This window comes from Pseudomonas sp. R43(2017) (assembly GCF_002112345.1).
GTDB classification, from domain to species: domain Bacteria; phylum Pseudomonadota; class Gammaproteobacteria; order Pseudomonadales; family Pseudomonadaceae; genus Aquipseudomonas; species Aquipseudomonas kribbensis.
In genome coordinates this window covers 550,842-575,965 of record NZ_NEHJ01000002.1, presented here as the reverse complement: position 1 = coordinate 575,965, position 25,124 = coordinate 550,842, and the positions used below count along the sequence as shown (strand labels likewise).

24 protein-coding genes and 1 pseudogene are annotated in these 25,124 nt (G+C 59.5%); 17 read left to right on the top strand and 8 right to left on the bottom strand.

The features are described from left to right. Positions 1–25: 25 nt before the first annotated feature. The 4 genes from pstB to CAG02_RS07235 all read left to right on the top strand — a co-directional run bounded on the left by pstB (position 26) and on the right by CAG02_RS07235 (position 3,862). Entirely contained in the window at positions 26–859 is an 834-nt protein-coding gene (gene pstB / locus CAG02_RS07250; RefSeq protein ID WP_065258233.1) for a phosphate ABC transporter ATP-binding protein PstB, read from the top strand. A 65-nt stretch (positions 860–924) separates the two neighbouring features. Continuing rightward, positions 925–1,686: a phosphate signaling complex protein PhoU gene (phoU, locus tag CAG02_RS07245; protein ID WP_007954334.1), complete on the top strand. Its 762-nt coding sequence runs from the start codon at positions 925–927 to the stop codon at positions 1,684–1,686. A 177-nt stretch (positions 1,687–1,863) separates the two neighbouring features. After that, entirely contained in the window at positions 1,864–2,820 is a 957-nt protein-coding gene (locus CAG02_RS07240) for a response regulator (RefSeq protein WP_085708817.1), read from the top strand. Between the two features lie 145 nt (positions 2,821–2,965). After that, positions 2,966–3,862 carry a M23 family metallopeptidase gene (locus CAG02_RS07235; protein ID WP_085708818.1) on the top strand — a complete coding sequence of 299 codons (897 nt, stop codon included), beginning with the start codon at positions 2,966–2,968 and terminating at the stop codon, positions 3,860–3,862. A gap of 6 nt (positions 3,863–3,868) precedes the next feature. Here the strand turns inward: CAG02_RS07235 and CAG02_RS07230 are convergent, their stop codons facing one another. The 3 genes from CAG02_RS07230 to phoB form a co-directional block, all read right to left on the bottom strand. Next, positions 3,869–5,209 (bottom strand): hemolysin family protein, encoded by a 1,341-nt coding sequence (locus CAG02_RS07230; RefSeq protein WP_007954342.1) that lies wholly within the window; start codon positions 5,207–5,209, stop codon positions 3,869–3,871. Positions 5,210–5,320: 111 nt separating this feature from the next. Then, positions 5,321–6,607 (bottom strand): phosphate regulon sensor histidine kinase PhoR, encoded by a 1,287-nt coding sequence (gene phoR / locus CAG02_RS07225; protein ID WP_256576846.1) that lies wholly within the window; start codon positions 6,605–6,607, stop codon positions 5,321–5,323. 74 nt (positions 6,608–6,681) lie between these two features. After that, positions 6,682–7,371 carry a phosphate regulon transcriptional regulator PhoB gene (phoB, locus tag CAG02_RS07220; protein WP_003229608.1) on the bottom strand — a complete coding sequence of 230 codons (690 nt, stop codon included), beginning with the start codon at positions 7,369–7,371 and terminating at the stop codon, positions 6,682–6,684. Between the two features lie 151 nt (positions 7,372–7,522). Here phoB and CAG02_RS07215 point away from each other — a divergent pair, with 151 nt between their 5' ends. Beyond that, positions 7,523–7,906, top strand: coding sequence for a hypothetical protein (locus tag CAG02_RS07215; protein ID WP_085708820.1), 384 nt, complete (start codon positions 7,523–7,525; stop codon positions 7,904–7,906). A 63-nt stretch (positions 7,907–7,969) separates the two neighbouring features. On the opposite strand, the gene ubiA is transcribed toward CAG02_RS07215, so the two are convergent. Both ubiA and CAG02_RS07205 read right to left on the bottom strand, forming a co-directional pair. Further along, positions 7,970–8,860 carry a 4-hydroxybenzoate octaprenyltransferase gene (gene ubiA, locus CAG02_RS07210; protein ID WP_085708821.1) on the bottom strand — a complete coding sequence of 297 codons (891 nt, stop codon included), beginning with the start codon at positions 8,858–8,860 and terminating at the stop codon, positions 7,970–7,972. Next, positions 8,860–9,411, bottom strand: a complete 552-nt coding sequence (locus tag CAG02_RS07205; protein ID WP_085708822.1) for a chorismate lyase — start codon at positions 9,409–9,411, stop codon at positions 8,860–8,862. Before CAG02_RS07205 ends, ubiA begins: the two co-directional genes overlap by 1 nt. Positions 9,412–9,610: 199 nt before the next feature. Between CAG02_RS07205 and CAG02_RS07200 the strand changes: the two genes are divergently transcribed. From CAG02_RS07200 to CAG02_RS07180, 5 genes are all read left to right on the top strand, one after another. Next, a complete protein-coding gene (locus CAG02_RS07200) occupies positions 9,611–9,778 on the top strand; it encodes a rubredoxin (RefSeq protein WP_007954349.1) in 168 nt (55 codons plus the stop codon). 21 nt (positions 9,779–9,799) lie between these two features. After that, positions 9,800–10,948, top strand: coding sequence for an NAD(P)/FAD-dependent oxidoreductase (locus CAG02_RS07195; RefSeq protein ID WP_085708823.1), 1,149 nt, complete (start codon positions 9,800–9,802; stop codon positions 10,946–10,948). 192 nt (positions 10,949–11,140) lie between these two features. Then, positions 11,141–11,416: an HU family DNA-binding protein gene (locus CAG02_RS07190; RefSeq protein WP_003213368.1), complete on the top strand. Its 276-nt coding sequence runs from the start codon at positions 11,141–11,143 to the stop codon at positions 11,414–11,416. A gap of 406 nt (positions 11,417–11,822) precedes the next feature. Next, on the top strand, positions 11,823–12,197 hold the full coding sequence (locus CAG02_RS07185) for a helix-turn-helix transcriptional regulator (RefSeq protein ID WP_085708824.1): 375 nt from the start codon (positions 11,823–11,825) through the stop codon (positions 12,195–12,197). Continuing rightward, the gene (locus tag CAG02_RS07180) at positions 12,197–13,504 is read left to right on the top strand and encodes a type II toxin-antitoxin system HipA family toxin (protein ID WP_085709247.1); all 1,308 of its coding nucleotides are present in this window, start codon (positions 12,197–12,199) and stop codon (positions 13,502–13,504) included. The genes CAG02_RS07185 and CAG02_RS07180 overlap by 1 nt, the downstream gene beginning before the upstream one ends. Positions 13,505–13,658: 154 nt before the next feature. Here the strand turns inward: CAG02_RS07180 and CAG02_RS30005 are convergent, their stop codons facing one another. The 3 genes from CAG02_RS30005 to tssI form a co-directional block, all read right to left on the bottom strand. After that, the gene (locus CAG02_RS30005) at positions 13,659–13,907 is read right to left on the bottom strand and encodes a hypothetical protein (protein ID WP_256576831.1); all 249 of its coding nucleotides are present in this window, start codon (positions 13,905–13,907) and stop codon (positions 13,659–13,661) included. A 234-nt stretch (positions 13,908–14,141) separates the two neighbouring features. After that, positions 14,142–14,810 carry a DUF2931 family protein gene (locus tag CAG02_RS07170; RefSeq protein WP_085708826.1) on the bottom strand — a complete coding sequence of 223 codons (669 nt, stop codon included), beginning with the start codon at positions 14,808–14,810 and terminating at the stop codon, positions 14,142–14,144. Then, entirely contained in the window at positions 14,803–18,162 is a 3,360-nt protein-coding gene (gene tssI, locus CAG02_RS07165) for a type VI secretion system tip protein TssI/VgrG (RefSeq protein ID WP_085708827.1), read from the bottom strand. The genes CAG02_RS07170 and tssI overlap by 8 nt, the downstream gene beginning before the upstream one ends. Before the next feature lie 717 nt (positions 18,163–18,879). Here tssI and tssA point away from each other — a divergent pair. The 7 genes and pseudogenes from tssA (at position 18,880) to CAG02_RS07130 (ending at position 25,085) form a co-directional block, all read left to right on the top strand. After that, on the top strand, positions 18,880–20,442 hold the full coding sequence (gene tssA / locus CAG02_RS07160) for a type VI secretion system protein TssA (protein ID WP_085708828.1): 1,563 nt from the start codon (positions 18,880–18,882) through the stop codon (positions 20,440–20,442). A 32-nt stretch (positions 20,443–20,474) separates the two neighbouring features. Continuing rightward, complete coding sequence (tssB, locus tag CAG02_RS07155) at positions 20,475–20,978, top strand: type VI secretion system contractile sheath small subunit (RefSeq protein WP_003229587.1); 504 nt, start codon at positions 20,475–20,477, stop codon at positions 20,976–20,978. Positions 20,979–21,006: 28 nt separating this feature from the next. Then, on the top strand, positions 21,007–22,482 hold the full coding sequence (gene tssC / locus CAG02_RS07150; RefSeq protein WP_085708829.1) for a type VI secretion system contractile sheath large subunit: 1,476 nt from the start codon (positions 21,007–21,009) through the stop codon (positions 22,480–22,482). A 9-nt stretch (positions 22,483–22,491) separates the two neighbouring features. After that, entirely contained in the window at positions 22,492–22,899 is a 408-nt protein-coding gene (gene tssE, locus CAG02_RS07145; RefSeq protein WP_085708830.1) for a type VI secretion system baseplate subunit TssE, read from the top strand. An 11-nt stretch (positions 22,900–22,910) separates the two neighbouring features. Next, a pseudogene (locus tag CAG02_RS30000) lies at positions 22,911–23,204 on the top strand (PAAR domain-containing protein); the annotation flags it as partial. Positions 23,205–24,312: 1,108 nt separating this feature from the next. Then, positions 24,313–24,696, top strand: a complete 384-nt coding sequence (locus CAG02_RS07135) for a hypothetical protein (RefSeq protein WP_085708832.1) — start codon at positions 24,313–24,315, stop codon at positions 24,694–24,696. Beyond that, a complete protein-coding gene (locus CAG02_RS07130) occupies positions 24,663–25,085 on the top strand; it encodes a hypothetical protein (protein WP_256576832.1) in 423 nt (140 codons plus the stop codon). Before CAG02_RS07135 ends, CAG02_RS07130 begins: the two co-directional genes overlap by 34 nt. Positions 25,086–25,124 lie beyond the last annotated feature (39 nt).

Sequence of the window (25,124 nt, the reverse complement as noted above, 5' to 3'; positions counted from 1 at the left end):
AATTTGTTAGCACAGGGGATCTCCCATGCAGCACGAAACACATACCCACGGCATCAACATGTCTGCCCTGGGCCGCGACAAGCAGAGCCTGAACCTCGAGCAGGAAACCGTGGCCATCGAAGTGCCGGGCCTGAGCCTGTTCTACGGCGAGAAACAAGCGCTGTACGACGTCAGCATGAACATCCCGAAACAGCGCGTGACCGCCTTCATCGGCCCGTCTGGTTGCGGCAAGTCCACGCTGCTGCGTACCTTCAACCGCATGAACGACCTGGTGGACGGCTGCCGCGTCGAAGGCGCGATCAACCTGTACGGCAACAACATCTACCGCAAGGGCGAGGACGTGGCCGAGCTGCGTCGCCGGGTCGGCATGGTGTTCCAGAAGCCCAACCCGTTCCCGAAGACCATCTACGAAAACGTGGTCTACGGCCTGCGCATCCAGGGCATCAACAAGAAGCGCATCCTCGACGAAGCCGTCGAGTGGGCACTGAAAGGCGCGGCCCTGTGGGACGAAGTGAAAGACCGTCTGCATGACTCGGCACTCGGCCTGTCCGGCGGTCAGCAGCAGCGTCTGGTGATTGCCCGTACCATCGCCGTGGAACCGGAAGTGCTGCTGCTCGACGAACCGTGCTCGGCCCTCGACCCGATCTCGACCCTGAAAGTCGAAGAGCTGATCTACGAGCTCAAATCCAAGTTCACCATCGTCATCGTGACCCACAACATGCAGCAGGCGGCGCGGGTGTCCGACTACACGGCGTTCATGTACATGGGCAAACTGGTGGAATTCGGCGACACCGATACCCTGTTCACCAATCCGGCCAAGAAGCAGACCGAAGACTACATCACCGGTCGTTACGGCTAGCAGACGCTGGTTGTCGCTCACTGAATTGACGCTCGCACCTTACCGGACGCTCCAAGGACGCCAACATGATTAGTAAAGAAGGCCTTACCCATCACATTTCCGCGCAGTTCAACGCCGAACTGGAAGAAGTGCGCAGCCACCTGCTGGCCATGGGCGGGCTGGTCGAGAAGCAGGTCAACGACGCGGTCACCGCGCTGATCGAGGCCGACTCGGGCCTGGCCCAGCAAGTGCGCGAGATCGACGACCAGATCAACCAGATGGAACGCAACATCGACGAAGAATGCCTGCGCATTCTGGCCCGTCGTCAGCCGGCGGCGTCCGACCTGCGTCTGATCATCAGCATCTCCAAGTCGGTGATCGACCTGGAGCGAATCGGTGACGAAGCGACCAAGATCGCCCGTCGCGCGATCCAGCTGTGCGAGGAAGGTGAAGCTCCGCGCGGTTACGTCGAGGTGCGTCACATCGGCGACCAGGTGCGCAACATGGTCCGCGATGCGCTGGACGCGTTTGCCCGTTTCGACGCCGATCTGGCGTTGTCGGTGGCGCAGTACGACAAGATCATCGACCGCGAATACAAGACCGCCCTGCGCGAGCTGGCGACCTACATGATGGAAGACCCGCGCTCTATCTCGCGGGTCTTGAGCATCATCTGGGTGCTGCGTTCGCTGGAGCGGATCGGCGACCACGCGCGCAACATCTCGGAGCTGGTGATCTACCTGGTGCGCGGCACCGACGTACGCCACATGGGCCTCAAGCGCATGAAGGAAGAAGTTGAAGGGACAAGCGGCGAAACCGCTAATGTTCCGGGCGATGCTGACGATAAGTAAGATTGCCTGAGAAAAGCGCCCGGCCCTTTGGCCGGGCGTTTTTGTTTCTGCTTTTCATAGGCAGAAGCGAATTAAAAAGCAGCACCCGCGAACGAAAAGTCCCGGCGTGACTGAAGAGTTTTGGCAATGTGCCATCAGCCAGCGTTATGCTTGCCGGGATTTTAATAGGGGTGTTGGATGAGCAAGATCAGTGTGTTGGTCGTGGACGATGCATCGTTCATTCGTGACCTGGTGAAAAAGTGCCTGCGTAATTACTTCCCGGGGATCCGCACCGAGGACGCCGTCAACGGCAAGAAGGCTCAGGCCATGCTGGCCAAGGAGGCTTTCGACCTGGTGCTGTGCGACTGGGAAATGCCGGAAATGTCCGGTCTCGAACTGCTGACCTGGTGCCGTGAGCAGGACAACCTCAAGACCATGCCGTTCATCATGGTCACCAGCCGTGGCGACAAGGAAAACGTGGTGCAGGCGATTCAGGCCGGCGTTTCCGGTTACGTCAGCAAGCCGTTCACCAACGAACAGTTGCTGACCAAGGTCAAGCAGGCCCTGAACAAGATCGGCAAGCTCGATGCCCTGATGAACAGCGCCCCGACAAAGATGAACTCGGCATTCGGCAACGACTCCCTGAGCGCACTGACCGGCGGCAAGGCTGCAGTGGTCGGCTCCGCGCCGGCTGCGCCTGCAGCCAACCCGTTTGCCAAGCCTGCCGCTGCCGCCCCGGCACCTGCCGCTGCGCCACAGCGTGGCCTGCTCAACAGCCCGCCCGTGAAAGCCCCGACAGCCTCTGCTGCTCCGGCCAGCGGCCGTGGCCAGGGCCAGTTGCGTTTGCCAAGTGGCACCCAGCAATGCGTGATCAAGGCCCTGAGCATCAAGGAAGCGCTGCTGGTAGTGAAGCGCACCGACACCCTGCCGCAGATCCTCGACAGCGCCGTGCTCGATCTGGAGCAGGGCGACAACGCCGAAATCGCCCGCCTCAACGGCTACCTGCACGCCGTCGTCGCCCACGAGCCGAAGCCCGACAGCGACTGGCTGCAACTGACCTTCCGCTTCGTCGACCAGGACGCGCAAAAGCTCGACTACATCTCCCGCCTGATCGCCCGCGGCACGGCGCAGAAGCACTTCGTTCCGGGCGCGTAAGCGTCGCGGGCAAAAGAAGACCGCCGCCTGACAAAGGCTGCGGTCTTTTTTCATGCTGTGCCAAATTTGAAACATCTGTCGACTAGCCTGGTCTGCTTCAGCTGCTAGGCTCATTTCCAGGCCTTACTCGACAGAACTTTTGCCCATGCCCCTGCGCCTGCTGTTTTTCTGTGGTCTGTTCATGGCCTCCACCTCGACCGTGGCCATGACGATCTACAAATCCACCGATGCCAACGGAGTGGTTTCGTACAGCGACCGTCCGAGCAAAGGCTCCCAGGTGTTCGTGTTTCAGGACCGGATGGTCGAGAGGCTCGAGCGTCAGGTCTATCTCGACATCAAGAAGCAGAAGGGCACCGACGTGGTGTTCGTGCGTAACGATCTGTATGCACCGGTGGAGGTCGCACTGGCGTTCACCGGGATGAGCAATGTGCGTGGCGCGCCGACGGAAACGATCCGCCGGGTGCTGCCGGCGCGCAGCAATACGCGGCTGGCGTTGCTGACGGCGGTGTCCGGCGGCAAGCCGTTGGTTTACACGCCGCAGTTCCAGTATTCCCTCGGTGACCCCGCAGGCGCTGCCCAGAGCTATCGCTATCCGTTTCCCTGGCGTGGCGGGCCGTTCCGTCTGAGTCAGGGCGCCAACGGCGACTACAGCCACTACGGGCCGAAGAACAAGTACGCGATGGACATCGCCATGCCGGTGGGCACGCCGATCATCGCGGCGCGGGCCGGAGTGGTGGTGAAGATCGAGAACTCGCAGAACGGGCGCGGCACCGATCCGTCCGGCAATTTTGTGCGGGTGCTGCACGACGACGGCACGATGGGCGTGTACCTGCATCTCAAGCAAGGGTCGGTGAGTGTCCGGGAGGGGCAGCGTGTGGCGGTGGGCAGTCCGCTGGCGCTGTCCGGCAACACCGGCAACAGCAGCGGCCCGCACCTGCACTTCGTGGTACAGCGCAATACCGGAGGGGGGCTGGTGTCGATTCCGTATCAGTTCAACCAGCCGCTGGGGGCGTTGCCCAACTTTGCGTTGGGCAAGCGGTAATCCCCGTCAGTCGAGCATCAGCACCTTGGCCAGAATGATCTTCGGGCCTTTCATCTTCTTGATGATGATCCGCAGGCCTTCGACTTCCAGCACTTCTTCCTCTTCCGGCACCCGTTTCAGGGTTTCGTAGATCAGCCCGGCGAGGGTTTCGGCTTCGATGTGGTCCAGGTCGATACCCAGCAGGCGCTCGACCTTGAACAGCGGCGTATCGCCCCGCACCAGCAGTTTGCCCGGCTGGTAGGCGAGGATGCCGCGCTCGGCCTTGCGGTGTTCGTCCTGGATGTCGCCGACCAGCACTTCCAGCACGTCTTCCATGGTCAGGTAGCCGATGATGTTGCCGTCGGCTTCTTCAACCACGGCGAAGTGCGAGCCGCCCTTGCGGAACTGCTCCAGCAACTGCGACAGCGGCATGTGCCGCGACACGCGCTCCAGCGGACGGGTCAGTTCGGCGAGGTTGAACGACTCGGGAATGTGGTCCAGCGCCGCCAGCTCCAGCAGCAGGTCCTTGATGTGCAGCAGGCCGACGAATTCCTTGCGCTCGCTGTCGTACACCGGATACCGGCTGAACTTGTGGCGACGGAACATCGCCAGGATTTCTTTCAGCGGTGCGTTGAATTCGAGGGTGATCAGGTCTTCCCGGGAGTTGGCCCAGTCGACCACTTCCAGTTCGCCCATTTCCACTGCCGAGGCCAGCACGCGCATGCCCTGGTCGCTTGGGTCCTGGCCACGGCTGGAGTGCAGGATCAGTTTCAGTTCTTCACGGCTGTAATGGTGTTCGTGATGCGGACCGGGTTCGCCCTGGCCAGCAATGCGCAGGATGGTGTTGGCGCTGGCGTTGAGCAGGTAGATCGCCGGGTACATGGCCCAGTAGAACAGGTACAGCGGCACCGCCGTCCACAGCGACAGCAGCTCGGGTTTGCGGATCGCCCAGGACTTGGGTGCCAGCTCGCCGACCACGATGTGCAGGTAGGAAATGATGAAGAACGCGGTGAAGAACGAGATGCCTTTGACCACTTCCGCCGACTGCACGCCGACCGCGCTCAGCAGCGGCTCGAGAATGTGCGCGAACGCCGGCTCACCGACCCAGCCCAGGCCGAGGGAGGCGAGGGTGATACCGAGCTGGCACGCCGAGAGGTACGCATCGAGCTGACTGTGTACGGTGCGCAGGATGTGCCCGCGCCAGCCGTGCTGTTCAGCGATGGCTTCGACTCGGGTCGAGCGCAGTTTGACCATGGCGAATTCCGCCGCAACGAAGAAGCCGTTGAGCAGAACCAGGATCAGAGCGAAAAGAATCATGCCGAAATCGGCGAATATTGTAGCGAGGGACAAGCCAGGGGAAGGGTCCATGATGGAGTTTTGCGGGTTCCGTGTGATTCGTAAGAGAGAAGAAATCGCGCCTGAAAGGCAGGCGCAAGTCAGCCAATGTAGCGGCTGACCTGGCGATTGCCTAGTCCGTCATTACTCAGCGGCGCTGATGAGCCGTGCCTGGGCGACCTGCGCCGGGGCGAAATGGCAGGTGAACGTGCTGCCGTGGCCGGGCACGCTGCTGATCTCCATCCGCGCGCGGTGGCGCAGCAACACGTGTTTGACGATGGCCAGGCCCAGGCCCGTACCGCCGGTGTTGGAGTTGCGGCTGGAGTCGACGCGGTAGAAGCGTTCGGTCAGGCGCGGCAGGTGTTTGCTGTCGATGCCGATCCCGGAATCCTGCACGCTCAGGTGTGCGCCCTGATCGTCGCCCCACCAGCGGATGCGGATGTTGCCTTCGGCCGGGGTGTATTTGACGGCGTTGAACACCAGGTTGGAAAACGCACTGCGCAGTTCCGCCTCGCTGCCCTTGAGCAGGATGCTGGCGTCGGCTTCCAGGGTGATTTTCTGATTCTTCGACCCCGACAGCTGCTGTGCATCGCTCTTGATCGACTGCAACAGGGTGTCGATGTGCACGGGCTGGTTGTCCGACGGGTAATCGGTGGCTTCCAGTTTGGCCAGCAGCAGCAAGTCGTTGAGCAGGGTCTGCATGCGTCCGCCCTGTTGCTGCATCTGCTGCAGGGCGCGGCTCCAGCGCGGGTTCACTTCCTCGACGTTGTCGAGCAGGGTTTCCAGGTAGCCGCAGATCACCGTCAGCGGGGTCCGCAGCTCATGGGAGACGTTGGCGATGAAGTCCTTGCGCATCTGTTCCAGCTGATGGATGCGCGTGACGTCGCGCACCAGCATCAAATGTTCGTTATTGCCGTAGCGCGTGAGGTACATCTGGATGCGCACGCGGTCGTTGGTCGGTGAGGGGATTTCCAGCGGCTCGGCGTAGTTTTCCTGCTCGAAGTATTCCTTGAAGCGCGGATGGCGGACCAGGTTGGTCACGGGTTGGCCGCTGTCTTGCGGGGTCTTGAGGCCGAGCAGGGTTTCGGCGGCACGGTTCCACCATTCCAGGTTGCCGTCGCTGTCGAGCATGATCACCGCGTCTTTCAACGCGGCGGTGGACTCCTGAACGCGGTCGATCACCGCCTGCAGGCGCCCGCGTACCCGCTGGTCGCGGCGTTGCAGGTGGTAAATGCTGTCGAACACTTCGCCCCATAGGCCATAGCCGTCGGGCGGTGCTTCATCGGGTTGGTGCAGGCGCAGCCATTCGTGCAGGCGCAGCAGTTGCTTGAGCGTCCAGGCCAGGTACAGGCCCAGTCCCGCCGCGAGGCTCCAGCCGTAGTAGCCGGTGATCAGGCCGATCACCAGGCAGGCGGTGACCAGCAACAGCATGTGGCGAATCAGGGTGCCATGCCAGTTTTGATTCACGGGAAATACGGTCCTTGTTAGCGAGTCTGGCGGTCGGCTCAGGCCTTGGTGGAGAACCGATAGCCGGTGCCGCGCACGGTTTGTACCAGATTTTCGTAGGCGTCGCCGAGGGCTTTGCGCAGGCGCCGGATGTGCACGTCGACGGTGCGCTCTTCAACATAGACGTTGCCGCCCCAGACCTGGTCCAGCAACTGGCCACGGGTGTAGGCGCGTTCCTGGTGGGTCATGAAGAATTGCAGCAGACGGTATTCGGTCGGGCCCATCTCGGCCGGACGGCCATCGATGGTCACGCGGTGGCTGATCGGGTCGAGCAGCAGGCCGCCGACTTCGATCGGTGCTTCGCCATCGGTCGGGCCGGCGCGGCGCAGCACGGCCTTGAGGCGCGCCACCAGTTCGCGTGGGGAAAACGGTTTGGTGATGTAGTCGTCGGCGCCGACTTCCAGGCCCTGGATCTTGTTGTCCTCTTCGCCCTTGGCGGTGAGCATGATGATCGGGATGTCCCCGGTCAGCTCGTCACGCTTGAGGCGGCGGGCCAGCTCGATGCCGGAGGTGCCGGGCAGCATCCAGTCGAGCAGGATCAGGTCCGGCTTGCGGTCGACGATAATGGCGTGCGCCTGCTGCGAGTTCTCTGCCTCGAGGCAGTCATAGCCGGCCATTTCCAACGCAACGGCGATCATTTCGCGAATGGGCGCTTCGTCGTCGACGATCAGAATGCTCCTGCCAACCATGCCTTAATCCTCTTGTCATTTAACTGTCTTGCGCCGCATTAGATAACGGAATTATTGCAGTCGTGTGACAGTATTTTAGTCCAGCGGCGATTGTGCAAATCCTGAACTAAGCTCTAAGTCCGAATCCTGACAACCACAAAAGAAGGTTTCCATGACTCAAATGACTGCTTCCTTTAAGGCTCTGTTGATGGCTGCTGCCGTGACGCTGCCCGGCCTTGCGATGGCCGCCGAACCGGCAATGATGAAAGACGGCATGATGGTCGATCACAAAGGCATGACCGTTTATACGTTCGACAAGGACGCTGGCGGCAAGTCGATGTGCAATGACAAGTGCGCCGACAACTGGCCTCCGATGATGGCGCCGGCCGGTGCGAAGGCGGAAGGCAAGTGGACGGTGATCAAGCGCGACGACGGCAAGATGCAATACGCCTACGACGGCAAGCCGCTGTATACCTTCAAGATGGACGCCAAGCCGGGGGACATGATGGGCGACGGCAAGATGGACGCGTGGCACGTGGTTCACGAGCACAAGTAAGCCATCGGCAGTGAAACAGCATCGCGGCCCGCCGGCATTGCCTCGGGCCGCGATGCGTTGAGGTCAGCGCAACGCGTAATCCAGCACGATCCCGACGAAGATCGCCAGCCCGGCCCAATGGTTGTGCAGGAACGCCTTGAAGCAGCGCATCCGGTCGCGATCGCGGGTGTACCAGAACTCCCACGCATAGCACCCGGCAGCCACCAGCAGGCCGAGGTGGAACCACGTCCCCAACTCGAACTTCGACCCGGCCAGCAACAGGCAGCCCAGTGACAGCGCCTGCAAGGTCAGGATGATCACCCGGTCCGCTTCGCCGAACAGGATCGCCGTGGATTTCACGCCGATCTTCAGGTCATCGTCGCGGTCGGTCATCGCGTAATAAGTGTCGTAGCCCACGGTCCACAGCAGATTGGCGATCCACAGCAGCCAGGCCGTCGCCGGCAGCTCACCGGTCTCGGCGGTGAACGCCATCGGCATGCCCCAGGAAAACGCCGCCCCCAGCACCACTTGCGGGTAATAGGTGTAGCGCTTCATGAACGGGTAAGTGAACGCCAGCGCCAGTCCACCCAGCGACAGCCAGATCGTCGCGGCGTTGGTGCACAGCACCAGCAGGAAACTCACGCCCATCAGCAGGGCGAAGAACACCAGCGCCTCTTTCGAGCTGATCCGCCCTGCGGCCAACGGGCGTTCGGCGGTGCGCTTCACATGGCCGTCGACCTTGCGGTCGGCCCAGTCGTTGATCACGCAGCCGCCGGCACGGGTCAGCACCACGCCGAGGACGAAAATCACGACGTTGGCCAGCGACGGCGAACCTTTGCCGGCAATCCACAGCGCCCAGAGCGTCGGCCACAGCAGCAGATAGATGCCGATCGGCTTGTCCATGCGGGTCAACTGGATGAAGTCCCAGGCGCGCGGGTTCAGGCGATTCAGGGATTTGAGCAGGCTTTGATACATCAGCAGTTCTCCGGATGGGCGCGGACGGCTTCCCACAGCGTAGGCAGGAAAATCTCCGCCACCAGTACGCTCAAGGCACCACGGTCGAAACGCGAACGACGACCCCACAGACCGATGGCCCGGGAATCCTCGGGCAGCCAGTGTTCCGGGTAATGGCAGACTTCTATGGCGCGGCGCTGAAACGCGTGATCGCAGAACAGCAGTTCGCCCAGCGAGCGGCTGCCCAGCTCATCCATATGCAAGCCGTCGCCCTGCAAGGCACTGCGCGACGCCACGCTGCGGGCGAACACCCAAGCCTCGCCATGACCGCGCAAATACACCTCGCGCACCCAGCCTTCGCTGCCTTCGGCCAGGTCCAGCGCCGCGCATTCGTCGTCGCGCAGGGTCTGCCAGCCTTCGAAAAGCGGCGTGACGCTGAAGCCGTCATCGGACAGGCGGGTCAGACGGCGGGTCAAGGAGCCTTCGTCGAACAGCCAGTCGAGCGTGGACGTGTCGGGGAGGGGTGTCAGGTGGCTTTGCGGGCGCCACAACGGGGCGTTTTTGAGTTGCACAATGAGTCATTATTGGCAGCAAATGAGGCGGCGAGCTTACCATGGCGCACCGCGAATTTGATTGATCCGGGCCGCCATTGCGCCGAACAGGCTTGCATCTGGCCGGTACCATCAGTACAAAACGCCCTGAGCCGGATGGCAGTGCTGCACCATCGACCGTCCGCGCCGGCTAAAGCCTGAATCCTGAGGAAGTACCTGAATGAAAAAGTGGCAATGTGTGGTCTGCGGCCTGATCTATAACGAAGCCGACGGCTGGCCGGATGACGGCATTGCGCCGGGCACCCTGTGGCAGGACGTGCCGGAAGACTGGCTGTGCCCGGACTGCGGCGTCGGCAAGATGGACTTCGAAATGATCGAAATCAACTGAGAAAACACTGAGGAGTAGGGCATGAGCGCACCTGTCGTAATCGTTGGCACCGGGCTTGCGGGTTACAACCTGGCCCGCGAGTTTCGCAAACTCGATGGCGAAACCCCGCTGCTGCTGATTACCGCCGATGACGGTCGTTCCTACTCCAAGCCGATGCTCTCCACCGGCTTCGGCAAGAACAAGGACGCCGACGGCCTGAGCATGGCCGAACCGGGCGCCATGGCCGAGCAACTGAAAGCCGAGATCCGCACTCACACCCGCATCAGCGGCATCGATCCGGGCCACAAGCGCCTGTGGGTCGGCGAGGAAGCGGTGAGTTATCGCGACCTGATCCTCGCCTGGGGCGCCGAAACCGTGCGTGTGCCGATCGAAGGCGACGGCGGGGATCTGGTGTTCCCGATCAACGATCTCGAAGACTACGCACGTTTTCGCGCGGCAGCGGCAGGCAAGCGACGGGTGTTGCTGCTCGGTGCCGGTCTGATCGGCTGCGAGTTCGCCAACGACCTGATCCTTGGCGGCTACGAGGTGCAACTGGTAGCGCCGTGCGAGCAGGTGATGCCGACCCTGTTGCACCCGTCCGCCGCCGCAGCGGTGCAGGCCGGGCTGGAAAGCCTTGGCGCGTGTTTTCACCTCGGCCCGGTGCTGACCCGCCTGCAAAAAGTTGCCGATGGGCTGGAAGCACACCTCTCCGACGGCCAGGTTGTCCCATGTGATGTGGTGGTGTCGGCCATCGGTCTGCGCCCACGGATCGATCTGGCAGCGGCTGCCGGCATCCAGACCAACCGCGGTGTGGTGGTCGACCGTCATCTGCAAACCTCTCACGCCAATATTTACGCCCTGGGCGACTGCGCCGAGGTCGACGGGCTGAATCTTCTGTACGTCATGCCCCTCATGAGTTGTGCGCGAGCGCTGGCACAGACCCTGGCCGGCAACCCGACCGTGGTGAACTACGGACCGATGCCGATCACCGTGAAAACCCCGGTCTGCCCGTTGGTGGTTTCGCCGCCGCCACGAGGCCGTGAAGGCGTCTGGACCGTCGAAGGGCAGGGCGCCGACGTCAAGGCGCTGTGTCACGACGCGCAAGGGCAATTGCTCGGTTACGCCCTGACGGGTGCGGCGGTGATGGAAAAACTCGCGCTGAACAAACAGCTTCCGGCCCTGCTGGCGTAAATACTGGTCGTTCTGTCGGAATCACCCCGCTTTTGCCCCCACAAAGGTCGCGAGGAGACTGGCGCCGCCCTTATCCGCGTGCCATTCTCACTCCCGTCTGCCGCAGAGTAGAGCCTGCGGCGCCTTGGGCGCTGTTCCAACGAGAGCAGCACGGACATAACAACAAAAAACCGACTCAAAGGGGCTTCACTAATGCGTAAACCAGAACTCGCCGCTGCAATCGCTGAAAAAGCGGATCTGACCAAAGAGCAGGCCAACCGCGTTCTCAATGCTGTTCTCGAAGAAATCACCGGCGCCCTGCACCGCAAGGACAGCGTCACGCTCGTCGGCTTCGGCACCTTCCTGCAACGCCATCGCGGTGCCCGCACCGGTAAAAACCCGCAAACCGGTGAACCCGTTAAAATCAAGGCCAGCAACACTGTTGCGTTCAAGCCGGGCAAGTCGTTGAAAGACAGCGTCAATCCATAATTGCGGCGCATCCCTGAATAGCGGGGAGAACCGTAATAAAAAATGGGCACACCGATTGCGGTCGGGTGCCCATTTTTTGTGTCTGGAGAATCCCGAGGCCGCAGGTTCTCTTCTCGCCTTTACTCATGTATCGATCTAACTGTTTTGTCTTGATATGCATACGTTATCAGTCTTTATAATTGTTATTGTCTAGCTATCTAGGCAGTGTTGATATTGCACATATCGTAGATATTGCTGAAATCCAATGCCTTTGAATTGAGACATAAGGTTCGTTTCATCAGTTAGTGAACAGATTTACGTACGCAGGGTTGGTGTTGGCTTTCATGCAGGTCGATCCTTCTGCAATGTCTAGTATTGAATACACACACTCCGTGATTTGCACATTCGCTCCAGGAATTCAGACACTATGCGCCTCCAAGCCATGACCGACGATGCGATTGCCAGCGCCATTGGTGCCCGGCTCCAGGAATTGCGCCTGAAGAAAAATCTCAGCCAAGAGCAGGTCGCCAGGGAGGCCGGCATCAGCCGCCAGACCCTGATCAATCTTCTCCATGGCAAAGGCACCCTGGTGAATCTGCTGGCCGTCCTGCGTGTCATCGGCGAGCTGGAAAGAGCGGCCTCGCTCGTGGAGCCTGTTCGACCGAGCCCGTTGCAGGTAATCAAGATGGCCGGAACCCGGCGTATGCGGGCAACCGGCACGCGGGCGGTGGGCAAGACCTCGGCGGGGAGCGCAGGCGATCCGGTGTCCGGCAGCGAAGTCAAAAAGGAGGTTGATTGGTGATTACGGCAAAGGTCTATCTCTTCGAGCGGTTTGTCGGGGGGCTGCTCTGGGATGAGGGCACCCAGCTGGGTTTGTTCGAATACGATCCTGAATTCGTCAAGACCGGTATCGAAATCTCGCCCATCCATATGCCATTGGCCGCCAATCAGACATACGCCTTCCCCGGCTTGAACCGGGAAACCTACAAAGGCCTACCGGCCATCCTGGCGGACTCCCTGCCGGACGATTTCGGTAACGCACTGATCGATGCCTGGCTCGCCAAGGAGGGCCGAGACAAAGCGACGTTCACCCCGGTTGAAAGGGTCCTGTATCAGGGTTCGCGCGGAATGGGCGGGCTCGAATACCGGCCCGCTCTCAGCGGTTCTGTAAATGCCAGTGAACGTATTCAGATTGATGCGCTGGTAGAGCTCGCCAGCGAAGTGCTCTCGCAACGGGAAAGCCTGGCCGATCGCCTCGCCCATCACGACACCGAGGTCGATGACGAGGCACTGAAGCGTTTGATTCAGGTCGGTACCAGCGCTGGCGGTGCACGGGCCAAAGCGGTTATTGCGATGAATGCGGCTGGCGAGATCCGCTCGGGGCAAGTCAGGGCGCCAAAAGGGTTTTCCTACTGGCTGCTGAAGTTCGACGTTGCCAAGAACACCGACGTCCTGGCCGATTCGCAAGGCTTCGGCCGCGTGGAGTACGCCTATTCGCTCATGGCCAAAGCTGCCGGCATCACCATGAGCCCGTGTGAATTGCTGGAAGAGGGTGGCCGCGCGCACTTTCTGACCAAACGCTTTGATCGTACCGATGACGGGGAAAAGATCCACATGGCCACTCTGTGCGCCATGGATCATGCCGACTACAAACAGCCGGGCGGCTACTCCTACGAGGAGGCCTTCGGGGTCATGCGGGTGCTCGGTTTGCCGCGCCGTGACGCCGTAGAGTACTTCCGCCGCATGGTTTTCAACGTGGTGGGCCGGAATCAGGATGACCACACCAAGAACACCAGCTTCCTGATGGATCGGGCAGGCACCTGGTCTCTTTCCCCGGCCTATGACGTTTCCTGGTCGTACCAGCCCGGCAGCTTTTGGGTGGCTACCCACCAGATGACGATCAACGGCAAGCGCGACAACTTCGAACTCGCGGACCTGGAGGCGGTGGCCGGACAGATCCGGGGCATCAACGCGCCAGCCATCATCAAGGAGGTTTGCGCTGCTGTTAAGCGCTGGCGCGAAATAGCCGGGTCCGTTGGCGTTGCGCCGCGATTGATCGATGAGATCGAGAAGACGCATCGTCTCTATCTCGGTGAAGCGTTTGTCTGATCAGGTAGAGAAGAAGTACCGGATCATGTGGAAGAAAATCGGTGCGGCGAAGCTGATCGGCGTCATCCAGAACATGCAGCCACCGATCAGCTGTCGTTGCTACCGGTAGACGGCGCTCGATAATCGGGTGACCGCAGATACTGCTTCTAGCAGTTCACTCATAGGTAGCCAATACCATCTTGGCAAACTCGTTCTTGCTTGGCTGGTGTCCATAAGATTTCAGGTATTTATGCCATTCGGACTCGAGTATGGGGCTTTCGTATTCGCCCTCCGTCGCCAGATGTGTGGCTGCATCGTCTATCAGGGCCTGGGTGTAATGTTTCGAGGATTTGTTTGCACTGGCTTCCGAAGTTGAAATGAACGGTCCCGCCACTGTGAAAAGCAAGCCGATACCCGTCAGCATTGAGAACTCCAGGGGACCACCGTTCACCAGGCATCCAATACCAACGCAGCCTTCCGCTCGAACAGAGGTGCTGGTTGTGAGCGTCAGCATGACAACCAGTGCGCATCCAATCCCCGATATTGATTGTTTATTGTGTCTACCGCTCATGTTGGTTTTAAAGCTCCCTTTTATTGTTTATGGATCCCTTTGTGCAGCGATTGCACATGGCAAGTGACTGGAGGGTGTTTGGATGCCTTACCAGCTCCCGAAGGGGATGCCGTATTTTTCGATGTAGGTTTTGGATGCGTCTTTGAGAGGTCGATGTTTACCTCCGGATTTACCGTCATAGGGACCTTTGGGATTGATAGTTCCTTCGACTCGGGTAATTTCTACTGGCTTCAAGCACGGCCCCCTCAGCCACACCTTGGCAATTCCCCCGGGCGCCAAGCCAATAGTTACGCGGTCGCGGTAATCCGTGATCCATTTACCATCCAGTCTGCAGTACGCCTTTTCCGGTTTGTGCATGATTTCCCGCGCAGATTCGGGAATCACAATGTAGGCCTCATAGGTTTGAGGCTCTGCCAAGGATTGCCAACGCACATAGATCAAACGGGGGAGATCGGCTCCGGTGACGTGACGCCCCGAGCCGCTACCGGGGTTTTCTGGCCAGCCCGCAGGCTTGCCCTTGTTGTCGGCTGGGGTGTTTACCGAGACAATCCCGGCGCCGGCGCGTTTGAACACACGTTCACGTATATCCACCACGTCTGCCGTTTCAATCCAGACCTCCATGTAGGCAGGTGCTCCGAAGCCGAGGTACCAGGGCCGTTTGGTGATTGGTTGTGCGTGGCTTTGACTGCAAAGTACCAACAGCAATCCGAAGACGAATCCCGTGTTTTTTTTGATGGACCGAGTGAATTTATTCATGGGGGTGTATCACTCGTTGTTTGTCTTTTGTCGGTCGGTTTATGAAAACAATGCTTATGTCGCTGTTGTTGAAATCTTTGGCTGCGTTCCAGTGCGCAGAAAGATGGATATAGCGACTGCGTAACAAAGCCCGTTCTTTGATGGTCAGTCCCTCAACGGATGAATTTCCAAGCGCATAAGCCTCAAGCTTGGTGTGGATCGGGATCAGTTCCTCAGGCAGCGAAAGTTTTGAATCGTTTTTGTCAATCGCTTCAAATGGCACACCATGTCTGACCCCCAGCTCACGCATGATGCGTAAATACACCAGCGACAACTCACCGTGTACCGGGCGTTCAATCATGGCCGCAGCATAAACCCGCTTCTGGGGATCCGGTGTGGATCTGCCCCTTTCCAATCGTTGAATTACAGGGGTCTCCCAGAGTGCGACCCGCAGTTGATTGCCTGGAGCGTCATCTTCGATGACGCCTTTCGTATACCAGGCAAACGCCTCCTTTTCGGCAGCGACGTAGGCTGCGCTACGGGTCGCTTCGTGGCTTCGGCTGATGGTGCTGGTGACCGGACTGCTCAACAGAAGTTTCTCCTTGGCTCTGGGCAGATAACCACCTCCCAGATCCGAGTGGGCGCCGGGTAATACCAGATCAATCTCACCCAGGCTGTTAAGGGCAAAGTTCTCGCGATATTCATCACGAGCCACCAGGTGCACCACTTTGCTGGCGCAACCTTCCGGCAGCTTCAAGTCCAGCCCGGGATTTCTGCTGTTAGCGCCTGTGAAGTCGAACAACCATGGATTGGTGATTGCCGCGACGGTATCAAACAGACCAATGAAATTGATGCCGATACAGGATTGTGGATCCCAGTCAAAGCTACTGGATAAAGACGGAGAGCCCGCTGGCAGCGCCTTTGCAAGAATGCTGCGCTTGCCTTTGAGCACTTCGTTTGCGAAGTGCCGTGCAGCGGCGGCGCCTCGACTGAAGCCGAAAATATCGAACTCGATTTTTTCTATTAGCGCGTTGGGGTTGCTATCAATCAGTGATCGAATTTGCTCCATGATTTTTTCAGGGCTCTGCTCCACACGAGCCAGGACACCCGTTTCGCCTCGGCCGGTTGCCTGTGCGTAAAGTGAATCGCCTCCATCAGCTGTTGTACCGATGCCTTCGATGTATACGCGCAAGGAAGCCTGTTTCGTTTTCTCCGGCAGTACCTCGAACGCATGGTCCGTATAAAGCTCATGCAACCGCACGATATTGCTCACATCATTGCCATAACTGTTATCCGGCGAGTTGCCATTCCCGTCGTACCCATGGGCGGCGCAGTGCTTCTGAATCTCTTCGGCCGCCTCCGCCAGGTTGGCATCTGGCGCATAGCAAGCCGCGACCGTTTCGCTGTTGGCCTTGTTGTTCCCCGTCCCATCGAAAAACACGCCAATCCGCAACGTAATCCCGGCAGGCGTTTCATCCTCCAGCTCGACTTCTTCTTCCTCTTCTTCGAGCTCGCTTTCCTCTGGGGAGGGTTGCGAGGCGTTCGTCTGTCTCGCTGCCGGATTACCCGTGGCCTGCGACGCAAAACGCTTGGCAGATTCATCCCTGGATACCTCGCCACCCATCACAATCTCGGTACTGCTGAAGATCCCGCCCTCGTCGATCACGATGTGATGACCGCCCGCTTTCAGCGTGATGCTGGCGCCCGCATCCAGCACCACATTGGCACCGGCCTTGATCTGCACGTGCTGTCCCGCTTCGACGGCAATGACCTTGCCGACAGATGTCTGGCTGCTGCCCTGGATGCTTTCCCGTCGATCGCGTCCGACCTCCAGTCGACTGTCATGGAGGATCTGCCGCTCCATGTCGCGTTGGGCGCGCAGGTAAACCAGTTCCTGGCCGGCACGGTCTTCAAGCGTCAGTTCGTTGTAGCCGCCGGTGTCGGGTGAGCTGCGACTGCGCAGTACAGTGCGGGTCTTGTGCTCGGGCAATCTGTAAGGCGCGGGCGTGAGTTTGTTGATCACGCAACCGGTAATCAGTGGTTGATCGGGGTCGCCCTCCAGAAAGGTCACCACGACTTCCATTCCGACGCGGGGAAGGGTCATTGCGCCAAAACCGTTTCCGGCCCAGTTCGACGACACTCGTACCCAACAACTGCTGCGTTCGCAGTTCAGCTCTGCCCGGTCCCAGTGGAATTCGATCTTCACGCGACCGAACTCATCGCAGTAGATCTCTTCACCTTTTGGCCCGGTTACCCGAGCCGTCTGGCTCACCAACGGTGGCCGGCGCGCAGGCAGTTGTGGGCGGAAAACCACTTCGGCAGGTATGGCGCGGAAGCTGTTGCGATATCCCTGGGTAAAACCGTCTGCAGTAGTGGTTTCGTTTGTGGCGTGTTCCTCCAGAACTTGAGGTTGTCGCCCGGTGTTCGTGACTTCGAGTAATTGCCACAGTCCGTTGCATTGCTTGCGGGGATGTTCGGTCAATTCGAACAGGTGGCCACAGCGCAGGGTTGGCTGGTTGCTCTGACCCTCGGCCGTTTCATAATCGGCGCGATGGCGTTCCAGGGCCTGACGGGCAAGTTGTTTGCCGCGCTTTTCGTTCTCCATCGCCAGCGGATAGCGATAGTCCTCAAGTCCGGGTGTGAAATCGGCGACAAAGCGGCTTTCAAGCAACAGGTGCGGGCGCTTCAGGTCGTAGTCCCGACGGGTGACGCGGCTGGTACGTGTTCGGGCGTGCCAGGAAAACCGGTGGACCACCGGGTGCTCCGCCACCATCGCGCTGTCGTGCCGGTAGGTTGTTGCGTGCAATGTCGGCAGGAACACCGTGTCATCGGTGAACACCAGCAAATGCCTCTCCACCGAGTGCTGGTGATGCCATGCGATGCCGTCTTCGGCGCACAGGCGCTGGATGAACTCGAAATCGCTTTCACCGTACTGGGTGCAGTACGCGCGTGGTGGCAAGGTCTGGACATGGAACCTGAACGCATCGGCAAGGATGCCGTGACGTTTGAGCACTTGGGTGATGATTTGCGGGACAGTCTGGTTCTGGAAAATCTGTTGATCGTGACTGAACTGCAAATAGTGGAGGACTGGAACCAGTGTCAGGCCATAGTGCGACAGGCGCTTTCCCGACTCGCCGGCCTGTACATCCTCGATGCACCCGTGAATACCCTCGCCATCCAGTCCGAAGCACAGGAACGCCGGCTGACCAAGCAAACCTTCCACGTCAAAATCATGAACCTCGCAGACCAGTTCTACCTTGATGGCATAAAGCGTGCTGACGGCCTCGGAACCCTCGAAAGCCAACACCTTGAAGTCGTTGCGAACGGCGGGGATCTGCAGCGTAAAGCGCGCAGAACTGACAGCTCCAGACATGCGCTTGTCCTTAAGCAGAGAGGGAAATTTGGCGTGATGTCGAAACCCTCCCTGGTCAGCGCACGCGAACATTGCCCGGCACGCTAACAAGGCGTGAAACAAATTTATGTAAGAAGAGTCCCTGGTTTAAGTCGGAACATTCCGCGTTGTAAAACAGCGCCAGGGTTGTGGGAAATGCCTGTGGGAAAGTGATTCAAGGTGATAAGGAAACCTTGCGATAGTCCTGTCTGTGCAGGTATTCCAACAATATTCAACATATGAATTGCCATCAAATTGATGGCACTTTTATTGTTTGCTGTTGTCGCCAGTCATTTGTTAATAGATGAGCGTGTATTTTCGGAAGCGTCCTACTTCAAATTTTTTCCGTTTTTGTCATGCTTTCATCCGTATTTATGGAACGGCCGTGCCACCACTGTTGCTGGCTTTCACTGGGCGCTCTAGATCAATGCTTACGGGGCAGGAGGCCGAAAATGCGAAATATAAACCGATATCAGGGAAACCCCTGCGACATATAGGGCGATCTCCTACACACCCCAATGAACAGTTCGTCTTGTTGTTTAATCGGATGCTTGCTAGTGGCCATCATTGTGATTACGATGCGCGCACTTGAAAGAGCACACACTCAATTGGATGAGTTTCCCCAATGCTCTTCGATACTGTCCCCGCGCCGCTGCAACTCCAATAGGCGTACGACCGTAATCCAAATAAAGGCCATGGATGTCCTACTCAAGCAAACTTTCCGCCCATTACCTCGAACTCGCTAAAGTCTCTGTTTCCAAAGAGAATTTTGCGGGCGAAGACGTTCGTTTCTCGAGCGAATTCGAGGCGCTGGAAAGCGAGCTGGCCAAAGCCTCGTCGATGCACGAAAGCGGGCAGGTCGACTGGCTGAAAATCCGCGAAAACAGCGAAAACCTGCTGCGCACCCAATCCAAGGATCTACGTGTCGGCGCCTGGCTGACCTGGTCGCTGTACCAGCGTGAATCCTTCCCCGGACTGCTCGCCGGCCTCGGTTTGCTGCACCACTTGTCGGAAAATAACTGGGCCGACGTTCACCCGCTCAAGCCCCGTACCCGGGCCGCTGCCATCGGCTGGCTGGTGCCGCGTCTGGAGCAGGTGATCACCGAGAACATCGCGATCAAGGAACAGCTGCCGATGTTCCGGCAGTTATCCGAGCACCTGTCCGGTCTTGACGCGGCCTGCACCGAACATCTGGGCGATGACGCGCCGCTGTTGCTGCCGCTTTCCCGCCGCCTGAAAACCATGATCCAGCGCGCCGCCGACAACCAGCCGGCGCCCGGCGTAGTGGGCGCGGCGGTGGCACAGGTCAAACAGGCCGCCAGCCAGTTGCTGGCGCCCGGTGCGCCGATCGATAACGAGAAAGAAGCCCACAAGGCCCTCCGCGCCCAGCAGGAAAGCGCCCGCCCGCTGTGCGCCTGGTGGCTCAAGCAGAAGGCCACTGACCTGCGGGCCCTGCGCCTCAACCGCACCTTGCTGTGGATGACCATCGACGCGGTGCCCGAGCGCAACGCCGAGCAGATCACCGTGCTGCGCGGGCTTCCGGTGGACAAGCTCAAGCAGTATCAGGACCGTTTCGATCAGGGCAAATACGCCGACCTGCTGGTGGAACTGGAGGCGAGCCTGGCGAAGGCGCCGTTCTGGTTCGATGGCCAGAGGATGGTCTGGGAATGTCTCCAGAACCTCAACGCCGAGCTGGCCATGCGCGAAGTGGAAATCCACTTCGCGCTTTTGATTCAGCGCCTGCCCGGCATCATCGAGCTGCGCTTCCATGACGGCGCGCCGTTCGCCGATCCGTCCACCCGGGCGTGGATCGCGGGCAACGTCATGCCGCACCTGCAAAGCGCCAGCGCGCCGCGCAAGGTCGAAAACGAGAACGTCGAAACCCAGCCGGCCTGGGAAAAGGCCCTGGAAGAAGTCCAGCCGATCCTGCGCAAGGAAGGCCTCAAGCCAGCGGTGCAGATCCTCAAGCAAGGATTGCAGTCCGCCCATGGCGGCCGCGAACGCTTCTTCTGGCAGTTCGCCCTCGCGCGGCTGTGCTTCCTGGCCAAGAAATACGAACTCGCCAAGAACCAGCTCGAAACCCTCGATCAGACATTACAGGACTCAGGCCTGCACGCCTGGGAGCCCGATCTTGCATTGGAAGTGCTGCACCTGCTGCACAGTTGCTGCGAGTTGCTGCCGCAGAACCATGCCGTACGTGAACGCAAGGAAGAGATTTATCGCAGGCTGTGCCACCTCGACCTCGAAGTGGTACTCGAATAGGCCCCAGGGCCACAACCGCAAGGAGAAAAGCCATGGCCAAAGAAGGCTCGGTAGCCCCCAAGGAACGCATCAACGTCACCTTCAAACCCGCCACCGGCGGTGCTCAGGAAGAGATTGAACTGCCGCTGAAGCTGCTGGCAATCGGTGACTACACCCACCGCAAGGACGATCGCAAGATCGAGGATCGCAAGCCGATCAGCATCGACAAGATGACCTTCGACGAAGTGCTGGCCAAGCAAGAGCTGGGTCTGACGCTGAGCGTGCCGAACCGTCTGCAGGAAGATGGCGAGGCCGACGAGCTGGCCGTGCAACTGCGCGTCAACTCCATGAAGGACTTCAACCCGGCCAGCCTGGTCGAGCAAGTGCCTGAGCTGAAAAAACTGATGGAACTGCGCGATGCGCTGGTGGCCCTCAAAGGCCCGCTGGGTAACGCACCTGCGTTCCGTAAAGCCATCGAAGGCGTGCTCGCCGACGACGAATCCCGCGGTCGCGTACTCGGTGAGCTGGGCCTGAACGCCGCAGCCCCGGACGCCTGAGCCCACAGCAGCCAAGGAAGCCAACACAATGAGCACTAGCGCAGCACAACAGAACGCCGCCGAAAACGGCGAATACAGCATTCTCGACAGCATCATCGCCGAAACCCGCCTGACGCCGGACGACGAAGCCTACGACATCGCCAAGCGCGGTGTGTCGGCGTTCATCGAAGAGCTGCTCAAGCCGCAGAACAACGGTGAGCCGGTCAAGAAAGCCATGGTTGACCGCATGATCGCCGAGATCGATGCCAAGCTCAGCCGTCAAATGGACGAAATCCTGCACCACCCGGACTTCCAGGCGCTGGAATCGTCGTGGCGTGGCCTGCAGCTGCTGGTCGACCGCACCAACTTCCGCGAAAACATCAAGATCGAAATCCTCAACGTCTCCAAGGACGACCTGCTGGACGACTTCGAAGATTCGCCGGAAGTGATGCAGTCGGGCCTGTACAAGCACATCTACACCGCTGAATACGGCCAGTTCGGTGGTCAGCCGGTTGGCGCGATCATCGCCAACTACTACCTGTCCCCAAGCTCGCCGGACGTGAAACTGATGCAGTACGTGGCCAGCGTATCCTGCATGTCCCACGCACCGTTCATCGCCGCTGCCGGCCCGAAATTCTTCGGTCTGGAAAGCTTCACCGGCCTGCCGGACCTGAAGGATCTGAAAGATCACTTCGAAGGCCCGCAATTCACCAAATGGCAGAGCTTCCGTACCTCGGAAGACTCCCGCTACGTTGGCCTGACCGTTCCGCGTTTCCTGCTGCGTAACCCGTACGATCCGGAAGAGAACCCGGTCAAATCGTTCGTGTACAAGGAAAACGTTGCCAACAGCCACGAGCACTACCTGTGGGGCAACACCGCTTATGCGTTCGGTACCAAGCTGACCGACAGCTTCGCCAAGTTCCGCTGGTGCCCGAACATCATCGGCCCACAGAGCGGCGGCGCCGTTGAAGACCTGCCTCTGCACCACTTCGAAAGCATGGGCGAAATCGAAACCAAGATTCCTACCGAAGTTCTGGTTTCCGACCGTCGTGAATACGAACTGGCCGAGGAAGGCTTCATCTCCCTGACCATGCGTAAAGGCTCCGACAACGCGGCGTTCTTCTCCGCAAGCTCCGTGCAGAAGCCGAAGTTCTTCGGCATCAGCGCAGAAGGCAAGGCTGCAGAGCTGAACTACAAGCTCGGCACCCAACTGCCGTACATGATGATCGTCAACCGCCTGGCCCACTACCTGAAAGTGCTGCAGCGCGAGCAACTCGGTTCGTGGAAAGAGCGTACCGACCTCGAGCTGGAACTGAACAAGTGGATCCGCCAGTACGTGGCCGACCAGGAAAACCCGAGCGCCGAAGTACGTGGCCGTCGTCCGCTGCGCGCTGCGCAAGTGATCGTCAGCGACGTTGAAGGCGAGCCGGGCTGGTACCGCGTCAGCCTGAACGTGCGCCCGCACTTCAAGTACATGGGTGCCGATTTCACCCTGTCGCTGGTTGGCAAGCTGGACAAAGAGTAAGAGCGACTCATGGACGGATACGGCAGCCTTTTCGAACGCCTCAACGGCGATGCGGAACTACGCAAGGGCAGGAGCCTCGAGGCTTCGGCCATGGCGTCGGTGGCTGCCCATCTGGCCAAAATGCTCAGCACCCGGGCCGGCAGCGTGCAAACGCTGTCCGACTACGGGTTGCCCGATCTCAATGACATGCGCCTGAGCCTGCACGACTCCCTGAGTCAGGCCCGCCTGGCCATCGAAAGCTTCATCGAAGCCTACGAACCGCGCCTGAGCAACGTGCGTGTCATTTCCCTGCCGCGAGACCACGACCAGCTCCGCCTGGCCTTCAGCATCGAAGGCCTGCTGGAAGTCGAGGGCTTCAAGCGTCAGGTCAGTTTCGCCGCGCGCCTGGATGGCAGCGGTCAAGTGAAGGTCACCTAAGGAGAACCCCGATGTCTGGCAAACCCGCAGCACGTGTATCCGACCCCACCGCTTGCCCGCTCCCCGGCCACGGCACCAACCCGATCGCCGCCGGTTCCGGCGACGTATTCTTCGACGGCCTGCCGGCGGCCCGCCAGGGCGATGCTTCGGCGTGTGGCAGTGCATTGGTCGGCGATCTTGCGACCACGGTTCTGATCAATGGCAAGCCAGCTGCCACCGTAGGTTCAGTCGGGGCCCATGGCAACAAGGTCACTGCCGGCTCCGGGACGGTAATCATCGGGAATTCGCATACGCCTGCACCGTTTTCGGGGCTTGCTGCCGTTGCGGTCGCCGCTGCTCTGGAATACCGACTGGGTCTGAAGTCGGGTGGCAACTCGGTTTTGACCCCGCTGGAAATACCGGACTTCGATGAACTGAAGTCCGGAACATCGAAAAACCGCGAACTGGTCGACTTCGTCGTCGAGAACCGGATGGACGCGGCAGACAGTGTGAAGCTGGAAGTGCTGGACGGCGAAAAGCCGGTCTACACCGAAGCCAATACCGCTCCGTTCTTGCCCCCTGGCAAGCACCCGTGGCAATGGGATGGGTACGACACTGCCGGCATCCTCGACACCAAAATCCTGAAAAGCCCGAACCTCAAAGTTCGTCTGACCGCGACCGGAGCGGGCAAGCAGCAAGTCACCGAAGTGAAGCTCACTTGTTCGGCTGAAGAGGTGAAGTGGGTCGATGCGCGTATTGATCGCAATGCCAAGACCGTAGAAGTGACGCTGCGCCCGAGCTTCTCGGATGGTGGCAGCAGTGGTTCTACGCCCGGCCTGGTGCCTACGCCGTTCAGCACTTTGCTGGGTTGGGCCAAAGAAGGCATCGAATTGTATTGGTCACGCAATGGTTCGCGCGGCGGTGGTATTGCCGAAGGGATCACCACCAGCAAAGGGGTCTACAAAGTCACGGTCAAGGCCGAGGTCAACGTCGAGCCCAAGGCCGGGAATTTCCCCTTGATTGACTCGTTGTCAGCGGACTTCGGTCGTTCGACCAGCCTGGCAATCGCCCGGAAGGTTTACCACAACGCTGGCTATGCCTTTGACCAACTCGTCAAGCGTCAAGGCCTTGGGGCTGCGGATGCTGCCAACTATGCACAGGAAGAATTCAAAGAGACCTCGGCCCATGAGTTCGGGCATCTGATTCTCAACGAATACGGTGGCGGACTGATCCCGAATTACTCGTGGACGCACAAAGAAACGTCAACGTTGATGCAAAACCCCAAGGCAAACCATCCGACACCGAGCACGGGGGAGGTGGATGTCATGCATTACTTCAGCAGCTACACCCAGTCGGCTGCCAGCCTGCAGAAGCGCATGGCCGCTTCTGAACAAGACGTGAAAAGCCTGCTCTGGCTGGCCAGGGTTGAATTCGATGACTAGGTTCGCCGGGTTCATCCTGCTGTTTGTCTCCCTGTACGGCTGCGCAGCGCAGCAGGTCTACAACAACCATGTGTACATGGAGAACCGTTGTGGCCAGCCACTCGAGATGAAGGTTTCCAACAGCTCGAACATGCACTCACTGGATCGCAACCTGACCGTTGCAGCAGGCGCTCGTGCGCTCGTGGCGAGCTTTGCCTCTTACGGTGAAGACGTTATCGAACAGATTCCGAGCAACTATCGACTGACCATCAACGACGCTGCGGGCAGTAAATCCATTGACGCTACTCAGTTGAAACAGCGCCTGGCCGTTGTCGAGAAAGTCACTGAAGGAACCCAGCGCGAGTGGACGATCCGCGAGGCTTCGATCTGCCCATGAAACTGCCAGGAATGATCTGCATGTCGAGCTGGGCGGGCCTTTCATTGGCTGCCTGCACTGTCCAACAGCTCTATCGCAATGACGTGTACCTGCAGAACACTTGTGGAGTACCGCTGGAGCTGACGTTGGCAAACGACTCCAACTACGACGATCAACCACGCAGCTTCACGTTGGCTCCGAATGAGCGCAGCTCCGTCGCCAACTATCAATCCTTCGGCGAAGACGTATCCGATCAGATCAGTGACCAATACAGCCTGATGCTGAAAAGTCCAACGGCCAGTAAAACCATCGATGCGCAAGCTTTGCGCAAAGCGATAGCAGGCATTGAAAAGACCGAAGAGAAAGCAGTTCGCTCCTGGACGCTCGATGACGGGGCTTTCTGCCCGTGAAGCGCCTTGGCGTTGATCACCCACCCGGTTTTCTTGAAA

Excerpts from the sequence above, each read along its gene's own strand:
- CAG02_RS30005 (WP_256576831.1), bottom strand. The coding sequence starts at position 13,907 with ATGCTGACGGGTATCGGCTTGCTTTTCACAGTGGCGGGACCGTTCATT.
- tssE (WP_085708830.1), top strand. The coding sequence starts at position 22,492 with ATGGACGGATACGGCAGCCTTTTCGAACGCCTCAACGGCGATGCGGAA.
- CAG02_RS07215 (WP_085708820.1), top strand. The coding sequence starts at position 7,523 with ATGACTCAAATGACTGCTTCCTTTAAGGCTCTGTTGATGGCTGCTGCC.
- CAG02_RS07190 (WP_003213368.1), top strand. The coding sequence starts at position 11,141 with ATGCGTAAACCAGAACTCGCCGCTGCAATCGCTGAAAAAGCGGATCTG.
- tssA (WP_085708828.1), top strand. The coding sequence starts at position 18,880 with ATGTCCTACTCAAGCAAACTTTCCGCCCATTACCTCGAACTCGCTAAA.
- CAG02_RS07185 (WP_085708824.1), top strand. The coding sequence starts at position 11,823 with ATGCGCCTCCAAGCCATGACCGACGATGCGATTGCCAGCGCCATTGGT.
- CAG02_RS07235 (WP_085708818.1), top strand. The coding sequence starts at position 2,966 with ATGCCCCTGCGCCTGCTGTTTTTCTGTGGTCTGTTCATGGCCTCCACC.
- CAG02_RS07170 (WP_085708826.1), bottom strand. The coding sequence starts at position 14,810 with ATGAATAAATTCACTCGGTCCATCAAAAAAAACACGGGATTCGTCTTC.
- CAG02_RS07230 (WP_007954342.1), bottom strand. The coding sequence starts at position 5,209 with ATGGACCCTTCCCCTGGCTTGTCCCTCGCTACAATATTCGCCGATTTC.
- CAG02_RS07135 (WP_085708832.1), top strand. The coding sequence starts at position 24,313 with ATGACTAGGTTCGCCGGGTTCATCCTGCTGTTTGTCTCCCTGTACGGC.
- tssC (WP_085708829.1), top strand. The coding sequence starts at position 21,007 with ATGAGCACTAGCGCAGCACAACAGAACGCCGCCGAAAACGGCGAATAC.
- ubiA (WP_085708821.1), bottom strand. The coding sequence starts at position 8,860 with ATGTATCAAAGCCTGCTCAAATCCCTGAATCGCCTGAACCCGCGCGCC.
- CAG02_RS07195 (WP_085708823.1), top strand. The coding sequence starts at position 9,800 with ATGAGCGCACCTGTCGTAATCGTTGGCACCGGGCTTGCGGGTTACAAC.
- pstB (WP_065258233.1), top strand. The coding sequence starts at position 26 with ATGCAGCACGAAACACATACCCACGGCATCAACATGTCTGCCCTGGGC.
- phoU (WP_007954334.1), top strand. The coding sequence starts at position 925 with ATGATTAGTAAAGAAGGCCTTACCCATCACATTTCCGCGCAGTTCAAC.
- tssB (WP_003229587.1), top strand. The coding sequence starts at position 20,475 with ATGGCCAAAGAAGGCTCGGTAGCCCCCAAGGAACGCATCAACGTCACC.
- CAG02_RS07200 (WP_007954349.1), top strand. The coding sequence starts at position 9,611 with ATGAAAAAGTGGCAATGTGTGGTCTGCGGCCTGATCTATAACGAAGCC.
- phoR (WP_256576846.1), bottom strand. The coding sequence starts at position 6,607 with ATGCTGTTGCTGGTCACCGCCTGCCTGGTGATCGGCCTGATCACCGGC.
- CAG02_RS07240 (WP_085708817.1), top strand. The coding sequence starts at position 1,864 with ATGAGCAAGATCAGTGTGTTGGTCGTGGACGATGCATCGTTCATTCGT.
- tssI (WP_085708827.1), bottom strand. The coding sequence starts at position 18,162 with ATGTCTGGAGCTGTCAGTTCTGCGCGCTTTACGCTGCAGATCCCCGCC.
- phoB (WP_003229608.1), bottom strand. The coding sequence starts at position 7,371 with ATGGTTGGCAGGAGCATTCTGATCGTCGACGACGAAGCGCCCATTCGC.